General features: G+C 53.4%; 28 protein-coding genes. 22 read left to right on the top strand and 6 right to left on the bottom strand.

What is annotated here, in order from left to right:
* Positions 1–10: 10 nt before the first annotated feature.
* From PGQ95_RS07750 to PGQ95_RS07810, 13 genes are all read left to right on the top strand, one after another.
* Positions 11–385 (top strand): DUF3592 domain-containing protein, encoded by a 375-nt coding sequence (locus PGQ95_RS07750; RefSeq protein ID WP_032708080.1) that lies wholly within the window; start codon positions 11–13, stop codon positions 383–385.
* A gap of 38 nt (positions 386–423) precedes the next feature.
* On the top strand, positions 424–2,682 hold the full coding sequence (locus tag PGQ95_RS07755) for a type VI secretion system Vgr family protein (protein ID WP_271032535.1): 2,259 nt from the start codon (positions 424–426) through the stop codon (positions 2,680–2,682).
* A gap of 12 nt (positions 2,683–2,694) precedes the next feature.
* Positions 2,695–3,093, top strand: coding sequence for a hypothetical protein (locus tag PGQ95_RS07760; protein WP_045360889.1), 399 nt, complete (start codon positions 2,695–2,697; stop codon positions 3,091–3,093).
* Positions 3,094–3,125: 32 nt separating this feature from the next.
* A complete protein-coding gene (locus PGQ95_RS07765) occupies positions 3,126–3,500 on the top strand; it encodes a hypothetical protein (RefSeq protein WP_271032534.1) in 375 nt (124 codons plus the stop codon).
* A gap of 73 nt (positions 3,501–3,573) precedes the next feature.
* Positions 3,574–3,951, top strand: a complete 378-nt coding sequence (locus tag PGQ95_RS07770; RefSeq protein WP_430917580.1) for a hypothetical protein — start codon at positions 3,574–3,576, stop codon at positions 3,949–3,951.
* 328 nt (positions 3,952–4,279) lie between these two features.
* Positions 4,280–4,627, top strand: a complete 348-nt coding sequence (locus PGQ95_RS07775) for a DUF3592 domain-containing protein (RefSeq protein WP_430917582.1) — start codon at positions 4,280–4,282, stop codon at positions 4,625–4,627.
* 189 nt (positions 4,628–4,816) lie between these two features.
* Entirely contained in the window at positions 4,817–5,197 is a 381-nt protein-coding gene (locus tag PGQ95_RS07780) for a DUF3592 domain-containing protein (RefSeq protein ID WP_430917584.1), read from the top strand.
* Positions 5,198–5,216: 19 nt separating this feature from the next.
* A complete protein-coding gene (locus tag PGQ95_RS07785) occupies positions 5,217–5,588 on the top strand; it encodes a hypothetical protein (protein WP_045394322.1) in 372 nt (123 codons plus the stop codon).
* A gap of 45 nt (positions 5,589–5,633) precedes the next feature.
* Complete coding sequence (locus PGQ95_RS07790; RefSeq protein WP_430917586.1) at positions 5,634–8,174, top strand: DUF2169 family type VI secretion system accessory protein; 2,541 nt, start codon at positions 5,634–5,636, stop codon at positions 8,172–8,174.
* Complete coding sequence (locus PGQ95_RS07795) at positions 8,171–9,241, top strand: pentapeptide repeat-containing protein (protein ID WP_430917588.1); 1,071 nt, start codon at positions 8,171–8,173, stop codon at positions 9,239–9,241. Before PGQ95_RS07790 ends, PGQ95_RS07795 begins: the two co-directional genes overlap by 4 nt.
* An 11-nt stretch (positions 9,242–9,252) precedes the next feature.
* Positions 9,253–9,858: a DUF3540 domain-containing protein gene (locus tag PGQ95_RS07800; protein WP_015366583.1), complete on the top strand. Its 606-nt coding sequence runs from the start codon at positions 9,253–9,255 to the stop codon at positions 9,856–9,858.
* 10 nt (positions 9,859–9,868) lie between these two features.
* The gene (locus PGQ95_RS07805) at positions 9,869–10,261 is read left to right on the top strand and encodes a DUF4150 domain-containing protein (RefSeq protein ID WP_015366584.1); all 393 of its coding nucleotides are present in this window, start codon (positions 9,869–9,871) and stop codon (positions 10,259–10,261) included.
* Between the two features lie 74 nt (positions 10,262–10,335).
* On the top strand, positions 10,336–10,668 hold the full coding sequence (locus PGQ95_RS07810; protein WP_411324913.1) for a thioredoxin family protein: 333 nt from the start codon (positions 10,336–10,338) through the stop codon (positions 10,666–10,668).
* A 248-nt stretch (positions 10,669–10,916) separates the two neighbouring features.
* Here the strand turns inward: PGQ95_RS07810 and ivy are convergent, their stop codons facing one another.
* Entirely contained in the window at positions 10,917–11,366 is a 450-nt protein-coding gene (gene ivy, locus PGQ95_RS07815; protein ID WP_430917591.1) for an Ivy family C-type lysozyme inhibitor, read from the bottom strand.
* A 224-nt stretch (positions 11,367–11,590) separates the two neighbouring features.
* Here ivy and PGQ95_RS07820 point away from each other — a divergent pair, with 224 nt between their 5' ends.
* Together PGQ95_RS07820 and PGQ95_RS07825 are read left to right on the top strand one after the other, a co-directional pair.
* Positions 11,591–12,850 carry a mechanosensitive ion channel family protein gene (locus PGQ95_RS07820; protein ID WP_087860792.1) on the top strand — a complete coding sequence of 420 codons (1,260 nt, stop codon included), beginning with the start codon at positions 11,591–11,593 and terminating at the stop codon, positions 12,848–12,850.
* Positions 12,851–12,890: 40 nt separating this feature from the next.
* Entirely contained in the window at positions 12,891–13,496 is a 606-nt protein-coding gene (locus tag PGQ95_RS07825) for a hypothetical protein (RefSeq protein WP_430917593.1), read from the top strand.
* Between the two features lie 39 nt (positions 13,497–13,535).
* Here the strand turns inward: PGQ95_RS07825 and PGQ95_RS07830 are convergent, their stop codons facing one another.
* Positions 13,536–14,504, bottom strand: a complete 969-nt coding sequence (locus tag PGQ95_RS07830) for a PDR/VanB family oxidoreductase (RefSeq protein WP_430917595.1) — start codon at positions 14,502–14,504, stop codon at positions 13,536–13,538.
* A 15-nt stretch (positions 14,505–14,519) separates the two neighbouring features.
* The gene (hpxD, locus tag PGQ95_RS07835; protein WP_430917597.1) at positions 14,520–15,557 is read right to left on the bottom strand and encodes a molybdenum cofactor-independent xanthine hydroxylase subunit HpxD; all 1,038 of its coding nucleotides are present in this window, start codon (positions 15,555–15,557) and stop codon (positions 14,520–14,522) included.
* A gap of 125 nt (positions 15,558–15,682) precedes the next feature.
* Here hpxD and hpxR point away from each other — a divergent pair, with 125 nt between their 5' ends.
* Complete coding sequence (gene hpxR / locus PGQ95_RS07840; protein ID WP_430917599.1) at positions 15,683–16,618, top strand: LysR family hpxDE operon transcriptional regulator HpxR; 936 nt, start codon at positions 15,683–15,685, stop codon at positions 16,616–16,618.
* On the opposite strand, the gene hpxO is transcribed toward hpxR, so the two are convergent.
* On the bottom strand, positions 16,597–17,751 hold the full coding sequence (hpxO, locus tag PGQ95_RS07845; RefSeq protein ID WP_430917601.1) for an FAD-dependent urate hydroxylase HpxO: 1,155 nt from the start codon (positions 17,749–17,751) through the stop codon (positions 16,597–16,599). The two genes, hpxR and hpxO, sit on opposite strands and share 22 nt — an antisense overlap.
* Before the next feature lie 358 nt (positions 17,752–18,109).
* Here hpxO and PGQ95_RS07850 point away from each other — a divergent pair, with 358 nt between their 5' ends.
* From PGQ95_RS07850 to uraH, 3 genes are read left to right on the top strand one after another with little or no spacing between them, the layout of a single operon-like run.
* On the top strand, positions 18,110–19,492 hold the full coding sequence (locus tag PGQ95_RS07850; RefSeq protein ID WP_430917603.1) for a nucleobase:cation symporter-2 family protein: 1,383 nt from the start codon (positions 18,110–18,112) through the stop codon (positions 19,490–19,492).
* Positions 19,470–19,970: a 2-oxo-4-hydroxy-4-carboxy-5-ureidoimidazoline decarboxylase gene (uraD, locus tag PGQ95_RS07855; protein ID WP_430917741.1), complete on the top strand. Its 501-nt coding sequence runs from the start codon at positions 19,470–19,472 to the stop codon at positions 19,968–19,970. The genes PGQ95_RS07850 and uraD overlap by 23 nt, the downstream gene beginning before the upstream one ends.
* The gene (gene uraH, locus PGQ95_RS07860) at positions 19,967–20,293 is read left to right on the top strand and encodes a hydroxyisourate hydrolase (RefSeq protein ID WP_087860786.1); all 327 of its coding nucleotides are present in this window, start codon (positions 19,967–19,969) and stop codon (positions 20,291–20,293) included. Before uraD ends, uraH begins: the two co-directional genes overlap by 4 nt.
* Positions 20,294–20,336: 43 nt before the next feature.
* Here uraH and guaD read toward each other — a convergent pair whose 3' ends face one another.
* On the bottom strand, positions 20,337–21,650 hold the full coding sequence (gene guaD / locus PGQ95_RS07865; RefSeq protein WP_430917605.1) for a guanine deaminase: 1,314 nt from the start codon (positions 21,648–21,650) through the stop codon (positions 20,337–20,339).
* A 94-nt stretch (positions 21,651–21,744) separates the two neighbouring features.
* Positions 21,745–23,241 (bottom strand): NCS1 family nucleobase:cation symporter-1, encoded by a 1,497-nt coding sequence (locus tag PGQ95_RS07870; protein ID WP_430917607.1) that lies wholly within the window; start codon positions 23,239–23,241, stop codon positions 21,745–21,747.
* Positions 23,242–23,384: 143 nt separating this feature from the next.
* On the opposite strand from PGQ95_RS07870, the gene PGQ95_RS07875 reads away from it, so the two are divergent.
* Genes PGQ95_RS07875 through puuE form a run of 3 tightly spaced genes read left to right on the top strand, consistent with a single transcriptional unit; the run spans position 23,385 to position 25,789 of the window.
* Positions 23,385–24,101 carry a GntR family transcriptional regulator gene (locus PGQ95_RS07875; protein WP_087860784.1) on the top strand — a complete coding sequence of 239 codons (717 nt, stop codon included), beginning with the start codon at positions 23,385–23,387 and terminating at the stop codon, positions 24,099–24,101.
* Entirely contained in the window at positions 24,101–24,841 is a 741-nt protein-coding gene (gene hpxA, locus PGQ95_RS07880; RefSeq protein ID WP_430917610.1) for an allantoin racemase, read from the top strand. Before PGQ95_RS07875 ends, hpxA begins: the two co-directional genes overlap by 1 nt.
* Before the next feature lie 15 nt (positions 24,842–24,856).
* Positions 24,857–25,789, top strand: coding sequence for an allantoinase PuuE (gene puuE, locus PGQ95_RS07885; protein ID WP_430917612.1), 933 nt, complete (start codon positions 24,857–24,859; stop codon positions 25,787–25,789).
* Positions 25,790–25,794: the final 5 nt, after the last annotated feature.

The raw sequence follows: 25,794 nt of genomic DNA on the forward strand, positions 1-25,794 counted from the left end.
CGAGTGGAAGATGAGTATTTTTACTAACGTAATCGTTCTGGCCGTGGTCCTACTGTTTATTTATATTTTTGCGTCATTGCTGATTCGCGATGCGAAAAATAAAAAACTCAAAGCGGCTATCCACAATGATGGCGTTGCGGTATCTGGCACCATCACAAATGTGAGAAGCCGCTCGGGCGGTAATTCCGGGTTTATTAATATTAGCGTCGATTTTAATTACGTTAACGAAAAGGGTGAATTGCTGACCGGTCAGCGGGATATCGTTATTGATATTACGCGTATCCAAAACTTTCAACCGGGAAAGCCGATTCCGTTACGCTACTTGCGCCTTGACCCGCAACAGGTGCTGGTCGATCTGCCGAACCCATTGTTAACGCGCAGCTAGTGCTGCATATACTGTATCCCCCTGAATGGAATAATATTATGTCTAACAGGATCACCGTTCAGCTCCCCGTTGAGGGGCTGCTTTTCTGGAAACTCAGCGGACATGAAGCCATGTCGGAAATGTTCGAGCTCAGCTTAACGCTGCTTGGCAGCGATGCGCGTCTGGATCGCAGCAAGCTGCTTGGCCAGCCGGTCACCGTGACCATTCCGACGCAAAACGCGCTGAGTTCGCGTTATTTCAACGGTAAAATTACCCGCGTGGCGGTGAGCGCCGTTGAACTGAGCGGTATCCGCTACGCCGCTTACCAACTGATCGTTGAACCCGACTTATGGCCGATGAAACGCGACCGCAACCTGCGTATATTCCAGGGGCAGACGGTACCGCAGATCATCAATACGTTGCTGAGTGAATACCAGGTCAACGTTGAGGATAAGCTGAACGGCAGTTACCGCGTCTGGGATTACTGCGTCCAGTATCAGGAAAGTAGTTTCGCCTTTATCAGCCGCCTGATGGAGCTGGAGGGGATTGCCTACCATTTCCGCCACGAGGCGGGTAAACATACGATGGTTCTGACCGATTCAGCCACCCAGCATCAACCGGTAAGCGGCTATGAAACCATTCCCTACCACCAGACAGCATCGGGCGGTATTACCACTGAAGAGGGGATCGGTCAGTGGGCGCTGGAAGATAGCGTGACGCCGGGGATTTACAGCCTCGATGACTATGATTTCCGTAAACCTAACGCCTGGCTGTTTCAGGCGCGGCAGAACCCGGCATCGCCCTCGCCGGGCAGTATCGACGTGTACGACTGGCCGGGGCGGTTTGTCGATCACGGACACGGTGAATTCTACGCCCGTATCCGCCAGGAGCGCTGGCAGGTAGAACATCAGCAGATCCAGGCGTCCGCCACCGCGGTAGGCATCGCTCCCGGCGCAACATTTACCCTAACCAATGCGCCATTCTTTAGCGATAACGGCGAATATTTGACGACCGCCGCAGATTACTTGTTTGAAGAGAACAGCTACGCCAGCGGCGGCAATAGCGATATCTCGCACCAAATCCATTTTAGAGTGATCCCCTCTTCGGTAGTCTATCGCCCGGCGCAGGTAACCGACTGGCCGCGCACCTATGGCCCGCAGACGGCGAAAGTTGTCGGGCCTGAAGGGGAAAGCATCTGGACCGACAGGTATGGCCGCATCAAAGTGAAGTTTCACTGGGACCGCCACGCTAAAGGCGATGACACCAGCTCCTGCTGGGTTCGCGTGTCGAGCGCTTGGGCAGGCCAGGGCTTTGGCGGCGTGCAAATTCCCCGCGTCGGCGATGAAGTGGTCATTGATTTTATCAACGGCGATCCTGACCGCCCGATCGTTACCGGACGTGTGTATAATGAAGCCAGCATGCCGCCATGGGATCTCCCCGGCGACGCCACCCGGATGGGCTTTATGACGCGGAGTAAGGATGGGAATATTGATAACAGCAGTTTCTTGTTCTTCGAAGATAATCCGGGCAATGAATCTGTCGAGATGCATTCAGAGAAAGATATGAAGATCTCGGTAGAGAATGATAAACATGTCAATATTGATGGTTGCCGTACTACCACAATAGGTAAAGAGCAAAGCGATACTGTCGTTGGTGATTCATCCTTTCATTATCAGAAGAAAAGAACAACTAAGGTAGAAGATCTGGAGCTGAAAGAATATAATAATGGTGAAGAAACTATAATTAAAAACGGTCGAAAAACAGATATACAAAATGGAGGTGACATCCGAAAAATTAAAGGTGATCGCAAGCTAACTCTGGATGGGAATAACAATGAGGAAGTTCTCTCCAATGAAACCATTCATATCAATGGAAAAAAAGAAACGACAATTGGTAACGGAGATGTATTCACTATAAAATCTGGAGGGCAAAAACAAAATATTCAGGGGGAAGTTAATGTAGATATAGATGGCACCTGGATGCAAGCCGTTACAGGAAAAGTGAAGATTGAATCACCAGAAGAAATAGTAATAAAAAGCAAAACAAAAGTTTTTATTGACTCTCCTGTTTTTGAACATAACGATGTAGAAAAGAAAAGCTTTGCCCAAAATGCAATGGATTTCATCGGCCAATATGTTACAATTTCAACAGGAAGTGTCGCCTTTAAGGGTGTTAGCTATGCAGCAACAGGAATAAATATTTCACATCAAGGAATGACATTTGGTCGTACCGTTATCAATGCTCAACGAGTCGAAGGGGCTCGGGTTGACAGCGGCAGTCTAAGAACCGCATTATTTGCACTTCATATGTTAATGTAGTCAGAGGATTATATGTCTATCTCTTGGGTTATAAATGCAGTATTGACGTTTTTAATTATTTTTGTGTGTTTTTATTTCGCAAATAGAATTGTGAAAAATTCACAACAGAGAGAGCACAGTATAATGGAACAGGGAGACGATGTTTATGTTACAATTTTATCAATGAAGCAAAGCGGGGTTTTCATAAACAATAATCCTGTAGTAACAATGGACTTGAGGGTGGCAAATGCTGCTGATAACAAAACATGGCTACTCGAAAAACATGATGAAACCATACAATTAATAGCTCTTGATGCTTACCAGGTTGGTTCTATTTATAGAGCTAAACTAGATAGTAAAACTAAATCCATTGTTTTTGTTACAGACCCTTCCAATGGGAAACCTTTGGCAATTTCTAATGTGCCTCGTTAGAAACGACGCGTTTTAACATGCCAGGTGCAGGTATGAATTTTCTTTCTGAACACTCAGGCCCTATTGCGTTAGGTGTAATGTTGATATTCATCTTCATCTGTCTCAGAGGATTAAAGGGACAGAAGGAAGATTTTAGTGAAATAAGAAATTGGGTTGCAAGGGACAACTGGAACGGCGAATTAGCAACAGGGAAATTAAAAGAATGGAAACAAACATCAACTACCAATAATTTTGACCATTTCTATATTTTTACTATCGAGTCTAATTTGAGTGGTGAAGCTCAAATATATAAAGCAGCAACTGTGTTAAAGACCTCTGAAGTCATTAAATTAAAAAAGGATATGCCTGTAATGTTCAAATACCAGGGAGTACCCCCAAAAAAAACAGCAGTCATGAGCGTAGGCTAATACTAGTCGATGCACGACATAATATGGAGTAAACTGTCGATGATGTTTTTGTTAATAGAACGGATGCAACCCTATGAGTGTCATCACGGAACCATCTTTTATCTTTGGCATTATGATAACAATCATAGCATTAGGTATATCATTTGCTGCATTCAAACCGAATAAAACTGAAGTTTCAGCAATTAAAAACTGGTTGTCGAGAGATAAGTGGCCCGGTCAAACAATCCAGGTTCCGGTAGAATCATGGCGTCAGACAGAAACAAAGTACGGCAATGATTATATTTATGATTTCTATTTTAGTGCGAATATAACCGGCTCTGTGAAAAAATACATTGCGAAAGGCATTGTGAGATCTAATGACATTCATAAATTAAAGAAAGGAATGTTATTATCAGTAAAGTACAGTAATGACACGCCTGTAAAGATAGCGGTTACTTCCGTTAATTATTAAATGTTAAATGGCGCTGTAATATTTGATGTTTTATTCTGCCTATAAAATCATAACCTGGAATTGATTAAATGGATTTTTAAATACGAAGTGGTTTTATATTCTGCTTGCGGCATGCCTTATAGCATTCTATATTATTGGGCGAGATTTTCGTAGTTCCGTTATCCCTATGATTAAAGCAGGGTTTATTGAAAGTGCTGTTCTTAAAACAGGAATCGCAGTAAATGCCGATATTATTGCTGCACATCAAACTAGTATGTGGGGTGGAAATAAGCCAATATACCATTTAGAATTTCTAATTTGTGGTGAACTTCATTATTAATGGATCATTATGTTTGACTCTATGTGGGGAACATTAATACTAGCCATTGTGATTTTGTTTGGCTTGTTCTTATATTGTTATCGTTCAGGCTCCAATTATGATAAATTTAAGGCAAATGGCATTCGTACCGAGGCTAAAATATTAAGCATGGAAAAAATTGGCGCGGGTGGCGGAGGGAGCACTAAACTTAAAATGGAATTGTCTTTCAATACTGACTCAGGGCCGGTGACGGCAACGGCTAAACAATATATTTCCCCGCAAAATATAGTAAAAATCATGAGAAACAATACTATTTACATCTACTACATGCCTGATAATCCCAAAAAGTTATTACCAACACCTTGGGAGATGGAGTGAAATGCTCGGTAATAATCTATTTTTCGATATATATTTTAGCATCGATGGCATCCCCCATTGCTTTGCGCCAAGGCGCTAATATCACCATCACAAATACATTTATTACATGAAGGGTTACCTATTGTCGTTAAAAAAGGGCGTGGCAATAAAATTGCCGCAATGCAAATTGAGGAGTCTGGTTAATTCACTATGGATATACTCTTTTTTGTCGTCATGGGGCTGATTGTCCTGGTGTTTGGTATCTATCCCATGGCCCGTTTTCTTTATCAGGATTTTTACCCGTATTTAAAGGATAGTTTCACCCACAGTGAGGTCCTGCAATCCGGCATTGCGGTCAACGCGGATATAATTGCCGCACACCAGACCAGCGCCTGGAGCGGAAGTAAACCGGTCTATCGTCTCATCTTTAAATTTAAGACCCGCGAGCAGGTGGAAGTCCAGGCTAGCCTGAATTACACCCTGAATTTCAGCGACATTGAGCGTTTTAAGCCGGGTAATGGCACAACGATTAAATACGATCCGGCGAACCCGCAGAGAATTGCGCTATATGACAGGCCGCTTTTTTTGTGACAGCTAATCAGGAGATAACATGGAAATCGTCTCTACCATAATGCTAACCATGGCATGGGCCATTCCGCTGGTAGTATTGCTCTTTGTGGCCTGGGTTGCGATGCAGAATATACGCTCTGCGCGACAAGATAAAAAAACGAAAATGAATGGTGTCAATGTTAAGGCCACCATCCTGCAGATCAAATACGATCGCGACCAGCGAATTAATAATCACTACTCAGCCATTTTGACCCTTCGTTATCATTGGCATGAGCAAGAACTGCAGGGCATCCGCGGCGTTATATTCCCCGCGCAAGACCAATCTGAGGTTCAGGTGAATCAATTAATCAATATTCGCGTTCACCAGGACGACCCACAACATTTCTACTACCTCGATTATCGTAATGTCTGATGCTAAGCATCAATTCCCCTTAAGAACCTATCGCATTAGGGCTATATGAAAATCATTAAACCCTTACGCCTGAGCGTACTGAACCGGCCATTCCGCTGGCAGGGCAAAAATTATCTTGGCGTTTCGGTGCTGGCGTTGGCGGATATGGGGCCAAACCCCCAGCTGCGCCCCGAGATGGAACTGTGGCAGCTTGCCGCCGACGAACTGCAAACCAGCGGCGGCGTGGTGGATATGGCCATCCCTAAAGTCCGCGCCGAATTTCTTACCACCGGTTTTGCCTATACCCATCATCAGCAGGAAAAAAGCGCCTGCGTGGCGCGCATCGATATCGACAAACTGAGTAAGTCGTTGGTGGTGTTCGGCGATCGCGAGTGGACGGGGCAACGTATGACCCGACCGCAGCCGTTTAGCGAAATGCGCCTCGACTGGAGCCGCGCCTTTGGCGGCGGTGATTATGCCGACAACCCGCACGGTCTTGGTGTCGCGCCGGTAAAACAGCAGGGGCGCGAGCATCATCCTCTGCCGAATATTGAACCGCTGGAGGGAAGAGTAAGCTCGCCGCAGCAGAAACCGCAGCCTGCAAGTTTTGGCCCGTTGGATATCCAGTGGCCGCGGCGCTTTAGCCGAATGGGCAAAAAATATGATGCCAGTTGGCTACAACAGGAGTTTCCCGGTTTTGCCCGCGATATTGACTGGAAAGTCTTTAACGCCGCCAGTTCGGATCAATGGTGGGAGGATCGGGATACCTTGCCGCCAGGGGCGAAATGGCGGATCTGGAATATGCATCCTGAGAAATCAATGCAGGAGGGCCAGTTGCCGCCGTGGCAGGCTCGCTGTTTTATTCATCGCCAGCGCGCGGATGAAACGCTATTCGAAGAAATTGCCTTACGCGCCACCACGGTATGGTTCTTTCCCCATCGGGAACAGATGATGCTTATCTGGCAGGGGCACATTCGTATCAATGAAGACGATGCCGCCGACGTCCTGCAGCTGATCCCGGCGCTGGAAAAAGAGGGCGCCGCCCGTTCGCTTAATCACTATCGCAAGGTACTGGCCCAGCGAATGGATAAAGAGAAGGGCGCGCTCTTCTCCTTTCGTGAAAAAGATCTCATACCGGAAGAGACCATCGGCCCGTGGATCGACAATGAAATTGAACAGTCGCCGAGTCCGCAGCAGGAGAATATGAAAAACCGCGCTCGTCTGCTGCGTGAACAGCACCGCGCCGCCATTGAAGCCAGCGGCGGTGATATCGATAGCCTGTTGGCGGATATCGACGAACCCACGTTGCCTAAGCTTGAAGACCTGCCGGAGTTTATCGCCGACATGGAGCGTCAGGCGCAGGAAATGGAGAATGATGCACAACAGCGCAAGCGTGAGATGGAGGCGCACTATCCGCAGTTGAATAACGATGAAAACCAACCGCGCGGCCCCGAATCCATGCACCGGATGCAGGAAATGCTGCATCAGCACCAGCAGGAACTGAGCGAGAAAAAGCGCGCCCAAACGCGCGAGGCGCTACATCAGATGTACCTGGCCGCGGTGCAGCATCAGCCGCCGGCGGTCCGGCTGAAGGGCGATCTGGCGATGATCCTGCGCCAACGCGCCGAGCGTACCATGGCGCAGGGCGGCAATTTTAGCGGGATGGATCTGACCGGCGTTGATTTTTCCGGCATGGATTTTCGCGGCGCCAATTTTGAAAAGGCGTTACTGGAATGCGCGGACCTTAGCCACTGTCAGCTGGATAACGCCTCTTTTCAGGGGGCCGTGCTGGCCAGAACGGAGCTACAGCATTCGTCGCTGCGTAACTGTGATTTTAGCGGCGCCAGCCTGGTACTGGCGGAGTGCCATCAAAGCGACTTCACCGGCGCTCGCTTTGAAGATAGTCAGCTACAGAACGCGCTGTTTGCGCAATGCATTTTCGATAACGCGACGCTAAAAACGCTGATCCTTCGGGAAATCAGCCTGATTGACTGCCGTTTTCAGCGTGCCGACCTGGATGGCTGCGTCTTTATGGAACTGACGCTGGCACAACCTGATTTCAGCCACGCGCGGCTGCACAAATGCTCGTTTTTACAATCTGAACTGGAGCATGCCATTTTCCATCAGGCGACGCTGGAAAGCTGTTCGCTGGTGCAGACCATAGCGGAGCGCGCTGATTTTAGCGCTGCAACATGGCTAGCCAGCGCTGCGGTGTCGGAAAGTTCACTTATCGGCGCCGACTTCAGCCACGCGACGCTGCAGCAGAGCAATTTACGCCAGACGCCATTACAGGGCGCGCGCTTTGCGCTGGCAAAAATCGAAAACAGCGATCTGAGTGAGGCCGATTGCCGTGATGCCAGCTTTGTGCGCGCGAATCTGGTCGGCAGTCTGTTTGTTCGCACCGACTTTCGCGAGGCCGATTTTACCGACGCCAACCTGATGGGCGCGCTGCTGCAAAAAAGCCAGCTTGCCGGGGCCAATTTCGAAGGTGCCAATCTGTTCCGCGCCGATCTTTCACAATCCTTTACCAGTAAAACCACGCGGCTGGACGGCGCATGGACCAAACGCATTAAAACCCTGCCGAAGCGCGATGGAGAAGTGATATGACGATACTGAGCCCGGAGGAGATCGTTCAGCGCATCAAAAACGGCGAGCCACTCAATGAAATATCGCTGGATGGTATCAACCTGCAGGGCTGCGATCTCTCCGGCGGACTGTTTCAGGAGGTGTCGCTACGCGGCGCTAATCTGCAAAATGCCAATCTGCATGAAGCCCTGTTTACCGAGTGCCAGCTGCAGAACCTGCAGCTGCAAGGCGCCCAACTTAAGCAGACGACCTTCAATCAGTGTGAAATGGCCCATCTTCAGGCCGCTGAAACCACGCTTGATAGTTGCGTGTTTAATCAGTGCGACCTGCAAGAGAGCGATTTCTCGGCGACGACGCTGCAAAGCAGCCAGTTTATGCGTTGCCAGATGAGCAGGAGCCGTTTTCGCGGTTCAACGCTGGAACGCAGCGTGTTTTATGAGGCTGATCTGACTCACGCCAGCTTTGCACAAAGCCGCGGTCTGTTGACCACCTTTTACCATATCGATTTGCGGTACACCGCGCTGGACGGAATGCAGTGCGACCGGCTGGTGTTTTTCCAGTGCGATCAGCGCGGCAAAGACTATTCAAGGCAGGGTTTTACCGGCTGCCAGTTCACCGATTGTCCGCTGGACGGCGCGAAGTTTAACGGCGCCCAGCTAACTCAGTGCAATTTCAAAGGCGCGTCATTGCGTGAAGCAGAGCTCAATCAGGTGAACGCCAGCCAGGCGCTGTTTATGGAGGCCGATCTGCGCGGCGCCCAGTGTCGCGGCAGCCTGTTCGACCAGGCGATATTTGTCGGCGCGATACTGGAGCAGGCCGACTTTAGCCAGAGCAGGTTGTTCCAGAGCGTTTTACAGCGGGTTCAGGCCGCCGGGGCGCGATTCGCGCTCTGCGATCTGACGTGGAGCGATTTTTCCGCCGCCGACCTGCGCCAGGCGGATCTGCGCGGTGCGACCTTTTCCCGCACCCGGCTGCATCGCGCCCGCCAGGACGAAGCGCTGTTTACCGGCCGCCAGGGGATCCTGGAATACGATGAAGAGTTATTAGCCGCTGAGGCGTGGAGCGCCCAGCGCCACAGCCGTTGTTAAGGAGACAACAGATGACAACCATTAATCACAAACTGGCTCAGGCGGTGATGCCGCCGGCGCAGGCTTCCGGCACGGTGACCCATTGCTTTGCCGACGGTAGCGTGACCGTCGAGAGCGAAGGGCGCGGCTGGCACTGTCGGCGAGCGGTCAGTTGTCTGATCGCGCCGCAGGCTGGGGATCGCGTACTCATCAGCAGCGTGGACAACCAGATCTGGCTGTTAGCGGTGCTGGAGCGTGATGAAAGCCGCCAGGCGGAGCTCAGCGTACCGGGTGACCTGCATATTCAAAGCCAGGGGGAACTCAGCCTCAGCGGTCAGCGCCTGTGCGTCAATGCCGCGCAGGGGGACTGCCATATCAGCGAGATGAACTACAGCGGCGATAAGCTATCGGCATGGGTGACACTGTCACGTATTGTTGGCAAACGCGCCGAATCGGTCTGGCAAACGGTGACGCAAATTAGCCACAATCTGCTGCGCACTACCCGGCAGACCGAGCAGGTGCGCGCCGGGCAGTTGGATATGAAAGCGGAAGATTACGCCCGCCTGCATGCGCACAATACGGTTATCACCTCAAAAGCGATCACCAAAGTCGATTCAGAACAGATCCACATGGGTTAAGGAGCTAATCATGTTTGCTAACTGCCAGCTATTCGGTGTCGATTTAGCCTTCCCCGACGTTTGTCTGACGCCGATGCCGGCGCCGACGCCGATTCCCTATCCGGACATCGCGCTGGGACCGACGGCGATCCCTAACGCGCTCAATATTCTGTTTATGGGCATGCCCGCGCACAATATGGCGACGGTGACGCCGCTCACTAACGGCGATAACCCCGGCGTGGCGACCGGGGTGGCGTCAGGTACGGTGATGGGGCCGTCGCGTCATCTGACCGGCGCATTTACCGTGCTGCTGAAAGGCACGCCGGCGACGCGTCTAACCAGCGTTAGCCTGCAAAATTCGACAAATGCGGTCGGTATGCGCATCGTCCCCAGCCAGTTCAAGGTATTGATGCTGGCGCCGTAAGCTGTCGGCTATGCGAGAAAACGATTACAATCGCCCAACTGAATCACTTTTTGTGCAGAGTTATAAGGGTCAAGATGAATCCGAGCGTTATTCAGTGGAATGAAGACAATTTCTCGCAAGTTGAACGCTATAACGGCGTGGCTGTTGTGCGTTTTCATGCGCCGTGGTGCGGCCCTTGTCAAAGCAGCGAAAGTCTGTTTCTCCAGGCGGCAGACCGGCTACCGTCTGATGTATTAGTCGGTACAGTAAATGTCGTTCAGGCTCCGGTGCTGGCGGCGAAATATAGCGTCTGGGGGTTACCTAATACGCTTGTTTTTCGCGATGGTCAGGTGGTGGAGCGACTTAGCGGCCCTCAAACATTCAGCGCTATTTTGGCAGCGATAATTCGCGCCCAGGCCCTCATCTGATGTCGATAGTTTCTCCGATAGTAGGGCCCGTCTTCTACGATCTCCTGCAGCATGGTCGGGCATTCGCCGCGCTGGCATTACTGTGTTGCCGGCTAATATTTAACCGCCAGGGATTCGTGCTGTTCACGATTTATTGTCGTAGCCAGCGGTTGGCTCTTCTCGCGGGCAAACTACGCCGGCAGCGCAAATAGAGAGCGGCGAAGACGGTGAGCAACCCCTGACTATCAACGGATAGCCAGGGGTTTTGTTTATTGCGGGTAGTTAAACGCGTCAGGATGGTTTTCAAGGCTGCCGCTCAGCGCGGCAAACAGCACGGTTTTGCCATCAATCGACAGCGCATCGCTGACGTTAAGCCAGGTCAGTTTTTCCTGCGATGTTTTCTCATCTACCACCGAGAAGACGCCCGACATCTGTTTGGATTTTTCCGACCAGATCACGGCGATACGTTCGCGACCACAATCGTGTGGTTTACAGGCGCTTAATACCTGCCAGGACTCAGAGCCCAGTTTCACGGTCTGTGCCGGAGAACCGGTACCGCCGCTGTTAACCCAGGCCGGGAGTTTATGGCCTTTCACCATCTGGCTGAACGACGCTTTGGTCGCATTATCTTTGGCAAGTGAAGTCAGCGTGACATCACTTTGCGCCATAACGCTGGCGGATGCGGTGAGTGCGACGATGGCGGCAAGTGCTTTGAACATGTTTCCTCCTGGAGTTGATATGTCCTCATTTCGGGCCCCTTAATAGTGGGCGCAGAGCATCATTAATGCAAATGAACATATTTATACAATGAATGTCATCGCCCGCGCAAAGCGTGGACTTATCCGGCTTTGACATGTCATGATGCACATTGGTTAAATTTTTGTATTAATAGCCGAGAGTGAAGGGCTAATACAAAAGGGCATATTTATTCAGGCGATAACGCATGGCGTATTTGAATCATCTGTTGACGTTTATTGAAAGTAATCCGGCATTAGCGATCGGCTTTAACCTTATTCTGCTGGTCGTCTCCGGCATATTTGCCCATCTTTTGTGCAAGTTTTTGCTGATTAAAGTGATACGCAAGGTGTTCTTCGCCAGCCATAAGCAGGACGTACCGCTGGAAAAAGACCGCCGTATCGCCGAGAAACTGTCAAACTTCATTCCGGTTATTATCGTCTACTACGTTCTGCAGTTTATGCCCAATATGCCGGCATCGCTGGTAACGGCGATTAATACCATCTGCGGAATTTTGTTTTTTATTTTTCTGTCGATCTTCTTCAACGAAATGCTGGATATCGTCAATAGCTCTTATCTGCGTAAGACCAAGCGCAAAAACCATTCCATCAAAGGCTATATCCAGATAGGCAAAATCTTAGTTCACATTCTGGCCGCGATTATGATCCTCGCCGTGATGTCGAATAAATCACCGGTGATTATCATTTCCAGCCTCGGCGCCGTCGCGGCGGTGCTGATGTTAGTGTTTCAACATACCTTGCTGTCGCTGGTGGCCAACGTCCAGCTATCGTCCAACGATGTCCTGCAACTGGGCGACTGGATCGAAATGCCCGACAAGAACCTGAGCGGGGAAGTGACGGATATCGCGCTGCATACCATTACTATCCGTAACTGGGACAACACCATTTCGCGTATTCCGACCAAGAATTTCCTTACAGAAACGTATACCAACTGGCAGGCGATGTTCTCGTCCGGCGCACGGCGGATCATGCGTAGTATTAATATCGATCAGCACTCGGTGACCTTCCTGAATCAGGAGATGTTAACCCCGATGCTGGCAATCCGCGGGGTGAGTGAGCCGCTCAGTAAATTACTGGATGGCCGGGATCCGGGCGGCGTCGCGGATCGCTGGTTTATTGATAACGGGTTGACTAACCTGACGCTGTTTCGCCATTACCTGATGAGCTATCTCGCCGAACGGCCAGATATCGTTAAAGATATGTACATCGTGGCGCGAACGTTAAAACCGTCGCCGTCCGGGCTGCCGCTGGAAATCTACTGCTTTACCTCCTCGACGCTGTGGATGGATTACGAGAACACCCAGTCCGCTATTTTTGAATACATTACCGCCGTGGCCGGGCAGTTTTCACTGCGTCTTTACCAGTATCCCGCCGGGCATGATTTCTGGCGCTTATCGCAGGAAAACAGTTCACGGACGACGACACCGCCGTCGACGGAAGGGCCATAATTGGCGCGTATATCCATCTCGGCAACAGGATGTTCAGAGGATGCTGAAGTTCATTAAATACAGTTTGCTGCTCAGTGCGGCCGTCAGGGACAGAATGAAAACCAACGATCCGCAGTTGCTTGAAAAGCTTAAAGACAGATTAAAAGACCGGATGGGTATTCCGGTCGGCTGGCATATGTCAGGAATACCGCTGGTAGGGGCTATGATTCTGAGTATGTTCGCTTTTGCCCTGGCTCAACCTTATCTCTGGTTGGCGGTGTTCGAGCTATTTGGGCTGCCGCAGTATGCCGTGATGGCGGCGATTGTGCCTGTATCGCTAATTTATAGTCTGATAATGGTTCTGACGATGTACTTCGTTGCCAGAGGCAATTTTCTGGCGCTTAAATTATCACTGGCTTTGATGGCTTTTAGCGGTCTGCTTGCGATTGTTTATTTTCTTTCTGTTTGCCTGGGGGCATTATTCGGCGCCGGACTAAAACCAGGATTTCTCATTAGCGCCGTGCTGGGGCTAGTATTCATTTTAGGCGGTATCCGATGCATTAATAGCCAGACTTTTTACCGGGCAAACGCCCTTTATCTACATAACAGGGTCTGGCGAAAACAGCTTAATATTCAGCGCCAGACGCTGCGCCGCGCTTCACGTTAGAAAAGGGCGGCAACAGGCCAGTTTTAGCCTGGCCTTATTTTATAAATCAATGAGCAAATTCGTGCTGCGGCTGCGGGAGCAGCACAGCGCGACATGCTGCACGATGGCGCATTTTTCTGCTGATGACTGCACCGTATCACGATGATCCACCTCTCCCTCAACCACCCTGGTCAGACAGGCGCCGCAAATCCCCATCTCACAAGAGAGCGGCACTGCCACACCATTTTCCTGCAATACCTGCGCGATGGTTTGATTGGCGGCGACAGGCCAGCACTGGCCAGAAGAGGCGAGCGTCACCGTAAACGTCTCTTCCTGCCGAACGTCGTTGGCGGGCATTGACGCCTGAAACGCCTCCTCATGGATCTGCTCGGCCTGCCAGCCTTGTATCGCCGCCGCCTGGCGCGCGGCGGCCATAAATCCCGCCGGACCACACACGTAAAGCCGATCTTCACGATGAGGAACGCTCAACCTTCCTGGCAAATTTTCTCGCGGGCTCTCGCCTTCAGCTGAGCTAAAAATCCTCACGTTTTCAGGTGCCAGCTTGCGAGCAATCGCGGCTAGCAGGGCGCCGTTTTCAAGGCGTTTGAGGTAATACTGTAAGGTAAACGGATTTCCCTGCGCCGCTAACGCCCGTGCCATGCTATACAGCGGCGTAATGCCAATCCCGGCGGCCAGCAGGGTGACGTGTCGCGCCGTCTGCAGGGCAAACTGATTTCTCGGCGGTGATATCATCAGCCTCTGACCCGGTCGCAGCGTCTCATGGATGTAGCGCGAACCGCCGCGCGACTCTGCCGATCGCGCCACGCAAATCAGATAACGTTCCAGCCTACGGTGGCTCCCGGTGAGTGAGTACTGACGGGTCACGCCGTTCGCCAGATGCAGATCGATATGGGCGCCGGGCTGCCATGCGGGTAATGGGTCGCCGTCAGGCGTCACCAGCCTGACTGCCAGATTATGTTCTCCTTCACGCCAGAGACCATCGACAACCACCTCAATTAGAGTACTCATCGTATAACTCCTTGCTCAGACCAGGAAAAACTCACCGAAACCCAGCCGCTTCAAGCCGCGACGGTAGGCAATTGAGCTACGGTCGGCTGGAATATGTGCTTCCAGGGTAAGATCCAGAGGTAGCGTCTCCGGGCGCTGGCTCTCGACCATCAGCCGGTCTTCTTCGAACACGCGAAGGTTGAAGGCGTAGACCTCCTCCACCGGCACATGCAGGTCGAAATTGCGGGCGATAGGGGCAAACATCCGCGTGACCCGTGATGAGACGGGCGAGGCGGCATTCATAATAACCAGCCGGGCTTCGCCGGGAAAATGGATCGTCAGGGTGGCGGTAAAGGGCAAATGCATCTCAAAGCGACGCAGCCATTGAAATCCCTCCGGAGCGCGGTAGCCGGCGCTCGCCGGATAATTGCCGACCGTACTCCAGTAGTCGACGACAAACCCGTTTTCCGTTTCCTCAGGCAGGTAGTCAGGAACCTGTTGATTCTCCGCATCGGCGAAGGTGTCGGTATGGATCCACGCAAAATGCGCCACATCAAGAAACCCTTCAACCTGACGGCCTGCAAAGCCATTGACCTCAAACGCCGGGCAGGTCAGTTGCTGGAATCCGTCGTCTGCCCAGTGCGGCATGGTCGGTAACCGCGGGGGATTGTCAGCATCATAATCGAGACACACCCACACCAGACCATAGTGTTCTTCCGCCGCGTAGCAGGTCAGATTTAATTTCGCCGGTATCGGCTGATTTGGGCTGGAGGGGATTCGGTTACAGCGGCCATCTTCCCCAAAGCGCAGGCCGTGATAAGGGCAAATGATACCTTCTTCGTCATGAAAACCTAACGTCAATGGTACCCCGCGGTGGGGACAGGCATCGCGGGCGACCACGACTCGTTCGTGCAGGCGATAGATAACCAGTTTTTCATCCAGCAGGGTGGCTTTCACCGGTTGCGGGCCGATATCCGCGCTACGCGCCACCGGATGCCAGCATTTTGCCAGCCGCAGCCAGTCCTGGGGTTCAAAGGTGCAATGCGCGGGGGGCGCGAGCGGTTGTCTGTTCATCGTCTTGCTTCCTGATGGCTAAGTTGATTGTTTAATTGTTGTGAGTTTATTGTTGCCATAGTAGGGTGTTGACATCCATCAGCATTAATTCAGCTATCCGTTGCAAAAATCAGTACAGGTAACCGATGAGTCCTTTCTCGCGCTTTGCGAATTATTTTATGGAAGTGGCCCGCAGCGGCAGCCTGCGCCGGGCGGCGGAAAAACTGCATATTTCGGCTTCGGCGATTAACCGCCAGATACTGCAGGCTGAAGCGTCCTTCGGCACGCCGCTGTTTGAACGGCTGCCGGAAGGTTTGCGGATGACCACCGCAGGCGAGCTGTTGTATGACAACCTGCTGCGCTGGCAAAAAGAGTTTCGCGTGACCCAACAGAAATTTGATGAACTGCAGGGGCTAAAACGCGGAACGGTGAATGTCGGTATGGTGCAGGCGCTGGCCGAAGGGAGTTTTGCCGCGGCGCTGGCAGAGATTATCAACCAGTGCGAGTGGCTGGAACTGATGTTGCAGGTCGCCGATAGCCAGAGCATCAGCGACAGAGTACGTCAGTCCGATGTCGATTTTGGTCTGATCCTCGATCCTGAAGGTCAGGCGGGTCTCAACGTACTGGCGTTTATTGAAATGGAAGTCGGGGTGGTACTGCATCCGCACCATCCTTTTGCCGCCGCGCCCGCGATCTCGCTGGGGGAACTTAGCGATGAACGGCATATTATTCCCGGCGCGCCGTTAATAGTGCATGACCGGGTGGCAATGCTCTATCGCCATTATGATTTTTCGCCGCCCAACACCGTTAGCTGCAATGATATTCGTCTGATTAAATCGCTGGTGCTTAAAGGCGGCGGGGTGACGGTCCTGAGCCTGCTGGACGTGCAGGACGAGGTAAACAACGGTTCGCTGGCGTTTGTGCCGCTACGTAATAAGCTGCTGCGACCTTTGACCCTGGCGCTATGCACCGCGCCATCGCGCCAGCTATCTCGTCCGGCGCAAATGGCGATTCAAAAACTAACGCTGGTGATGGAGGAGATGCGTAGCGCTGCTCACTCTCAGCCTAATGGCCCGCCCTGAATGGTTTCGCACAAGCCGTTGATAATACGCTCGCCGGTTTCCGTTTTCAGTTCCTGGTACCAGGCTTTGGTTAACGCCATATCCTTACCGTGGGTGATATCACAGCGTTTACGCGCTTTGAGCACCAGGTCACGCACCCGTTCACAACGCAATGCTTCGTACTGGCGCAGCGCGGTGACAATATCGCTATTGTCGCGCAGTACATTATCCAGCACGACCGCGTCCTCCATCGCCGCGCAGCCGCCCTGGCCGATATCCGGCGTAGTGCTGTGCCCGGCATCGCCCAGTAGCGCCACCTTGCCACGCACCAGCTTATCAAAAGGTTCAATATCGTGAATTTCTATCCGATTGGTGGTCTGCGGGTCGAGTACGGCGATAAGCTTTTGCACCGGCGGCGCCCAGCCGGCGAAGTAGCGGGTTAAATCGTCGCGCAGGGTGAGGCGATCTTCCGCTAATCCGGCCGGCAACGGCACATCGAAGAAGAAGTAGAAACGTCCGCCCGCCACCGGCATCAGCGACACGCGTTTCCCTTCGCCGACAAACGTCGTCCACTGATCGGCGGGAGCAATGGACTCATCAATATCGACCAGACCATTCCAGTTAACGTAACCGGCATAGCGGCGTTCCGGCGTATAGCCGAGCACATATGGCCGCAGCGCCGAATGGCTGCCGTCGGCGGCGATGACCATATCGCCGTGCGCCTCGCTACCATCGGTAAACCAGACGGTGACGCCGTCGGTATGTTCTTCCACGCGGGTGACCCGCTTGCCGAACTGCACCTGCTCACGCCCCCAGAAATCGAGCATCTCGCGCTGCAGTTCCGTTCGCGACACTGGCGAAGGGCGGCCCTGCGTACGTTCTACCAGCGGCGCGAGGCTGAAGCGGGTGAGTGTTTCCCCGCGTTGATACTCCTTATACGCCAGATAATGCATCGGGCCGCCATAAGCGTCGATGATCTCGCCCATCCCCAGGCGGTTCATACACTTGACGCCGTTGGGCCAGATAGAGATCGCGGCGCCAACCGGCTTAATCTCTTTTACCGCTTCGAACACTTCGCAGGCGATGCCTGCATTACGTAGCGCCACCGCGGCGCTCAACCCGCCGATTCCCGCGCCAATCACGATTGCTTTCATTGTCTTCCCCTTAGGTGTGTTGTTTAAGGGGTTCAGCAATTTGCATACCAGGTAGCAGAACCTGCGAAATCAGCGGTAGACGGACGGGTGATAGCGGAGAGGTGCACCAAAGAAGGGCAAAGTTGCGATTATGTTGCCTTTTTATGAATCAAAGATTTCTTTTAGTGAATTAAGGAATCAAAAGTTTCAACGTCCCGCGCCAACGTTCGTTACAGAAACCCGCTCTTTAATGAAGCTATTTCACTGAAAAATAATAGATAAAACGATTGTTACGTGGATAAAGATAGAGGGAATAAGCAATGTGGCCTGCTTTGTGCACTACATCGTCAACGCTTATCCACGACGAGACGGTGACCCCATGTCTGATGAAAAGAACAGCAACCTGCTTTATGGCCTGGAGCAGCGCATCCCACTGCTACCGGCTTTTTTTAGCGCCTTACAGCACGTGCTGGCGGGGCTGGTCGGCATTATTACGCCGCCGCTGATTATTGGCGCCGCGCTAGGGCTTGGCGAATGGCTGCCATATTTAATTAGTATGTCGCTAATGGCTTCCGGGATTGGCACCTTTCTTCAGGCTAACCGCGTCTGGGGGATCGGTGCGGGCATGATCTGTATGCAGGGCACCAGCTTCGCTTTTCTCGGCGTAGCGATTGCCGGCGGCATGTGGGTAAAAGCACAGGGTGGCGGCCCGCAGGACATTATGGCCATGCTGTTCGGTGTTAACGTTGTTGCCGCGCTGGTACCGGTCGTCGTCAGCCGCTTTATCGAACCGCTGAAAAAACTCTTTACCCCGATTATTACCGGCAGCGTCATTGCGCTGATCGGCATTAGCCTGATAAAGGTCAGTATTATTAACTGGAGCGGCGGCGATCACGCGAAGGATTTCGCCAGCCCGGGCAATATCGCATTGGGCGGCATAACGTTAGGGATTATCGTGGTGCTGAGCTGCGCGAAAAACCGCTGGCTGCGTTTATCGTCGGTGGTCATCGGCATGGCGGTGGGCTGTATCGCCGCCGCGCTAAGCGGAAAATTTCATCTGGCGCCGATTGGCGATAGCTGGTTTCGTCTGCCGGCGATATTTCCTTTTGGCTTTCAGTTTAATAGCGCCATATTTTTACCGGTCGCGCTGGTATCGCTGGTTTGCATTCTTGAAGCCGTCGGCGATTTAACCGCCAACTGCCTGATCTCAAAACAGTCCATTGATGACGGCGCGTTTCGCTCACGCCTGAAAGGCGGGATCCTCGCGGATGGCATTAGCTGCCTGATCGCCGCGGCGATCTGCGCGTTTCCCAATACCACCTTCGCGCAGAATAACGGCGTCATCCAGATGACCGGCGTCGCCAGCCGCTATGTCGGGCGTTATATTGGCGTATTGCTGATTCTGCTTGGGCTGTTTCCTCCCTTTGGCGAGATCCTGCGCCAGATCCCCACGCCGGTGTTAGGCGGCGCGACGATGGTCATGTTTGGCTGTGTCGTGGCGGCCGGGATCCGCATCATCACCCAGAACCCGCTAACCCGCCGCGATATGCTGATTGTTGGCCTGGCATTTGGTTTTGGCCTCGGCATTGAGGCGGTTCCCGCTTTCCTTGCCCATTTCCCGCCTATCATCGGCAACCTGTTTGGATCTGCGGCCACCAGCGGTGGGCTGGTGGCGATTGTACTGAATCTGATTATTCCGCAAGAGAAAGCCGCCATGACGGCAGCGGCAAGGAGCAATGATGATAACACTCAACCACTTTAATCAGCTGCCGCAGGCGGAAGCCATTCGCCAGCTTGAACCCTGCGTGGCGCTCCCCGCCTGGCGCGAAGCGCTGGCGCTGGAGCGGCCCTATGCCACACTTACGGCCTTAACGGATCGCGCGCAACAACTTATGCAGCACTGGGGAGAGGCAGATCTGGCGCGGGCGCTCTGCGCCCATCCGCGGATCGGGGAAAAGCCGACGGGCGGGGAAGCGCATGCCGCGCTGTCTCGCCAGGAGCAGGCGGAGGTTAATGCCGACGATGCCGATATCGCTCGGGCGCTGAAAGAAGGGAACGCCCGTTACGAAGCCCGTTTTGGCCGCGTGTTTCTGATCCGCGCCAAAGGGCGCAGCGCCGCCGAGATCCTGCAGGCGCTGACCCAACGGCTGACCCATAATGACGCGCAGGAAATTGAAGCGGCACTGGAACAATTACGTGAAATCACCTTACTCAGACTGGCGGGAGTTATTAGCGAATGATCACCCTGAGCACCCATATTCTTGATATTTCTACCGGCAAGCCTGCACAAGGCGTGGCGGTCACCCTGTTCTGCGAAGGGCGTAGCCTGGCATCAGGCGTGACAGACAGCCATGGCCGCCTGGGCGAGCTGGCGACGGGACAACTGCGTCCCGGAAACTATCAGCTGGTGGCCGAACTGCAATCGTGGTTTGCGCGCGATGGCCGCCAGACCCTGTACCGGCAGGCGCAGATCGATTTTATGATTACCATTGATGACAAAGACCATTTTCATCTGCCATTTTTAATTGCCCCCGGCGGCTGGTCGACCTATCGCGGAAGTTAAGTTGAGTCCGCCGCCCGGCCAGAATAAAGCGCCGGGCAGCGGTTCAGCCTTCGTTACACCATACCTGTTCGCCATTGACCCAGGTTTCACTAATGTTCCGTTCATCGCCTAAGGTCATCAATACGAACAGCTGCTCATAGACATCATGACAGCGTGCGCCGCGCAGCTTTTGTAGCGGCGTCACCGCCGGGTCGATAACCACCAAATCGGCCTCTTTTCCCGACTGGAAATTACCAATTTTGTCATCCAGGCGTAACGCGTGCGCGCCGCCCAATGTCGCATGATAAAACGCTTCGCAGGCGCGCAGGCGATAGCTCTGTAGCTGCGCCACTTTATAGGCCTCGCCGAGGGTGCGCAGCAGGCTGAAGGTGGTTCCGGCGCCAACATCGCTGCCGATGCCAATCCGGACTTGATGTTGCCAGCTGGCGGGCAGGCGAAATAGACCGCTACCCAGAAACAGGTTTGACGTCGGGCAAAAGGCGATTGCCGAACCGGTCTCATGCAAACACCGCCACTCTTTCTCCGCCAGATGGATCCCGTGGGCGAAGACGCTGCGCGCACCGGTCAATTGATAGTGATGATAAACATCAAGATAGTGCTCATGCTCCGGCCATAACTGCTTTACCCACGCGATTTCATTAAGGTTTTCACTCAGATGGGTATGCAGCCAGGTATCAGGAAACTCCTCCCGCAGCCGCTGAACCGCTTGCAAGAGTTCCGGCGTAGAGGTGGGAGCGAAACGCGGCGTAATAGCGTAGCCCAGACGGCCGCGCCGGTGCCAGCGCTGGATCAGTTCGCGGGTCTGGCAATAGCTTTGTTCGGCGGTTTCGGTTAAATACTCCGGCGTATGGCGATCCATCATCACCTTACCGGCCAGCAGGCGCATATTCAGGCGCAACGCCTCGGTAAACAGAGCCTCCACGGACGCAGGATGAAGCGTACAAAACACCAGCGCGGTGGTAGTGCCATGGCTGAGCAACTGGTTGACAAAAAAACGGGCGATATCTGCCGCGTACCGTTCATCGGCAAACTGGCTTTCCACCGGAAAGGTATAAGTGGTCAGCCATTCCAGCAGTTGTTCGCCAAAGGCGCCGATCATTTCAGTTTGAGGATAATGAATATGGGCGTCGACAAACCCCGGCAGCAGCAGTTTACCGCGCAGATCGCGATAGCCTTTATGTGGATCGAGTAATGCTTCGCCTTCCTGCCATGGCAGTAGCGCCTGAATCTTCCCGGCGTAAATAAACAGCACGCCATCATCAATATATCGCGCGTAGCGGGCGATATCGTCAGCGCTGGCGGCGGGTTGGCTAATATCAAAAAACGCACCGCGTAACGCGGTGTGGTATTCCAGCATGTTGCCGCCTTATATAAGTAGGGTGATAGCTATTGCGCAAATATTTGCAAATTTAATGCCAGGAGGCCGCGGAAGGCACCGCGGCCGGGCGGGATTATTCTTTCTGCGCCAGCGCGCCGGGGGTAAAGCGGGCGTAGGAAGCGGCCTGCCGCTCGTCGCGGGCAATCCAGCGATACAGGCTGCCGCTTAACAGCACGCCGATGAACCAGCTAAAATTGGCCACCTCATGCAGAGCGGGAATAAAGCTGATAATCAGGCCGACCGCCACCGAGGGCAGCAGCGCGGCGATGGCCTTCGGGTTAAAGCCGTTGCGGTACCAGTATTTGCCTTTAGGGGTATCATCGAAAAGATCGTCGATCGATACCTGCCCGCGTTTAATCAAATAGAAATCAACCAGCAGAATGCCAAACAACGGCCCGATAAACGCTCCCAATACATCCAGTGTGTAGTGGATAAGTTCTGGGGAGTTAAACAGATTCCATGGGGTGAGCAGTATCGAGCCGACGGCGGCAATCATCCCGCCAGTGCGGAAGCTGATTTTTTGCGGCGCGCAGTTGGAAAAATCAAATGCCGGCGAGACGAAGTTGGCGACAATATTGATGCCGATAGTGGCGGTGATCATGGTCAGCAGGCCGATGGCCACCGCCAGATCGTTACCCACATGGCTCACCGTTTCAATCGGGTCGGTGATCATCCGGCCAAATAAAGATTGCGTTCCGGAGACGATTACTACGGTCACTACCGAGAACAGCAGGAAGTTAAACGGCAGCCCCCAGCGGTTGCCGCGGCGAATTTCGCCCATGCTTCTGGCATAACGGGAGAAATCGCCAAAATTAAGCAGCGGACCGGAGAAGTAAGAGACCACCAGCGCGGTGGCGGTGATCATCTGCCAGCTTTGCTCACCGGCGGTCAGCGTCTTACTGGCGAGGGTAAAGGAGATACCATCGAGGCCTGTCTTGTATACAATCCAGCCCGCCAGGGCCAGCATCACCACATATACCGCCGGGCCGGCGATATCAATAAAGCGCTTAATCGCGTTCATGCCGTGCCAGAACACCATCGCCTGCAACAGCCACATGGTGGCGAAACAGATCCAGCCAAGCGATGAAAGACCCAGCAATGACGTTTGCGTCATTGCCGCCAGCGAGGGCCAGAACTTCAGCAGCACCAGCATTAAGGCGTTCGCAGCCAGATAGGTTTGGATCCCGTACCAGGCGAAAGCAATCAGCCCGCGTATCACCGCCGGAATATTGGCGCCGAATACGCCGAACGCCTGACGGCAGATGACCGCATAGGGCACGCCGGCAATCTGGCTGGGTTTGGCTACCAGATTGGCGCAAAGCTGGACGATAACAATTCCGGCTAACAGACAGATAAGCACCTGCCAGCTCGCCAGCCCCAGCGTAAAGAAACTCGCCGCCACCACATAGCCGCCCATGCTATGCACGTCCGACATCCAGAAAGAAAAAATGTTGTACCAGTTCCAGTTTTGCTCGCGCGTCGGCGCCAGATCCTCGTTGCAAAGACGCGGGCTGTAGCCTGATGCCGGGTCTCCGGCGTTGAGCTGATGCGTGTTTTGTGTATTTGGCATGGATCCTGCTCCTCTGAAGACAAACGTTTTGCCGTTGATAGCGGAAGGCGTTGCAGGATCCAGGCCAGAATAGTTAATCTTGTATACAAAATATTTATTTTATGTATACGATTTGATATCGAAATGGAAAGTGGAGTGGACCAATGGGCAATGAAAATCCGCTGCAGGCCGCAGCCGGACTGCATGACAAGGATGAGTCTATCTACCAAGCCTTGCTGACTGCGATTGTCGAGCAACAACTGCTGCCGGGCAGCAAATTGCCGGAAGAGGCGCTGGCGGAGGTGTTTGGCGTCAGCCGAACGGGGGTACGCAAAGCGCTACAACGACTCGCCGCTGTGCAAATGGTGACATTAACGCCCAAACGTGGTGCACAGGTCGCCAGTCCGACGGTTGACGAGGCACGGGATATATTCCGCACCCGCGCGCTACTGGAAGTGGCGAATCTGCCGGATGTACTGCAACGCTGCCAGCCTCCGCATCTGGCGGCGCTGGAAGCCATTATTCAGCAGGAGCAACTGGCGCATGAGGCCTATGATGGCCCGTCCGCTATCCGCCATTCCGCTAATTTTCATATTCAGTTACAGGCCATTTCCGGCAACCAGGTACTAACGGAGATGGTCACCCGACTCAGTCAACGCTCATCGCTGGTGATTGCCGCCTGGGGCGCGCCGTGGCGGCAGGGGTGCCGCTGCGATGACCACGAGCGCCTTGTCGGCCTGTTACGCGAAAAAGCGCTAACCGCGCTGACCGAGGCACTCAACCATCACTTTGAACACATCGTCGCCAGTTTATGTTTTTCCCGCACGGGGGAGTCGGTTCCCGATTTCGCCCGGCTGTTTGCCGGCTATAAGGAGCGGTAATGTCCACCATCTATATACAAGTTATCAATCCCAATACCGATCCCGGTATGACGCAAACCATCGCCGAGGCGGCCCGCGCCGCGGCGTCGCCAGGAACCGATATTGTCGCGGTCTGTCCACCAGACGGCGTGCCGTCGATTGAAGGGCATTTTGACGAAGCCATCGCCGCCGTCGGCGTGCTGGAGCAAATAAAAGCCGGGCAGCAGCAGGGCGTTTCCGGGCATGTTATCGCCTGTTTTGGCGATCCGGGGTTACTTGCCGCCCGTGAACTGGCCCAGGGGCCGGTTATTGGTATTGCCGAGGCGGCGATGCATATGGCGACGCTGGTCGCTACCCGCTTCTCGGTGGTCACTACCTTGCCGCGCACGCTGATTATCGCTCGCCATCTGCTACATCAGTATGGTTTCCATGAGCATTGCGCCGGTCTGCATGCGATCGATCTACCGGTGCTGGCGCTGGAAGATGGCAGCGGCGTGGCGCAGGAAAAAGTACGCGCCCGCTGTATTCAGGCGCTACAGGAGGATGGCTGCGGCGCTATCGTGCTGGGCTGCGGCGGCATGGCGACCCTGGCGCAGCAACTGACCCGGGAACTTCAGGTACCCGTTATTGATGGCGTCAGCGCGGCGGTGAAGATGGTGGAATCTCTGGTGTCGCTAGGCCTGACAACCAGCAAGCACGGCGATTTAGCTTATCCGGAACGTAAAACGCTTAGCGGTAAATTTGCCGTGTTTAATGATTAAATGAAGGGGTGGGAGATGATACCAGCAGCAGAATTATATCCGCGCGATTTGCGCGGCTACGCGGGAAAGCCGCCGCACGCGCAGTGGCCAAACCAGGCGCGTATCGCGGTGCAGTTTGTGCTTAATTACGAAGAAGGCGCCGAGAATCACGTCCTGCACGGCGATGCGGGTTCTGAACAGTTTCTCTCCGATATCATCGGCGCTGCCAGCTATCCCGACCGCCATATGTCGATGGACTCATTGTATGAATATGGCAGCCGCGCGGGTTTCTGGCGTATCCATCATGCCTTTCAGGAGCGGGGGTTACCGCTGACGGTGTTTGGCGTGGCAATGGCGCTGGCGCGTCATCCGGATATCGTCGCGGCGATCAAAGCGGCCAACTACGATGTGGTCAGCCACGGGTGGCGTTGGATCCACTATCAGCATATGGCGATTGGACAGGAGCGCGACCATCTGCATAAAGCGGTGCAGGTGCTGACCGACCTGTTTGGCAAACCGCCCACCGGCTGGTACACAGGGCGCGATAGCCCTAACACCCGGCAACTGGTGGTCGAACATGGCGGATTTGATTACGACAGCGACTATTATGGCGATGATTTGCCGTTCTGGACGGAAGTGCCTTGCGCCGACGGGCAGCGTAAACCGCATCTCATCGTGCCTTACACGCTCGATGCCAACGATATGCGCTTTGCCACCGCTCAGGGGTTTAATACCGCTGAACAGTTTTATACCTATCTGAAAGACAGCTTTGATGTGCTGTACGCGGAAGGTGAAACGTCGCCGAAAATGATGTCTATCGGCATGCACTGCCGGTTGCTGGGCCGCCCTGGACGCTTTCGCGCTCTGCAACGTTTTCTCGATTACGTGCAGCAGCATGAGCGCGTGTGGATTTGTACCCGCCAGCAGATTGCCGACCACTGGCGGCGGGTGCATCCGTACCAGCCATAGCGGCA

It is taken from the genome of Klebsiella sp. 141240, from assembly GCF_050600805.1.
In the GTDB taxonomy this organism is placed as follows: domain Bacteria; phylum Pseudomonadota; class Gammaproteobacteria; order Enterobacterales; family Enterobacteriaceae; genus Klebsiella; species Klebsiella aerogenes.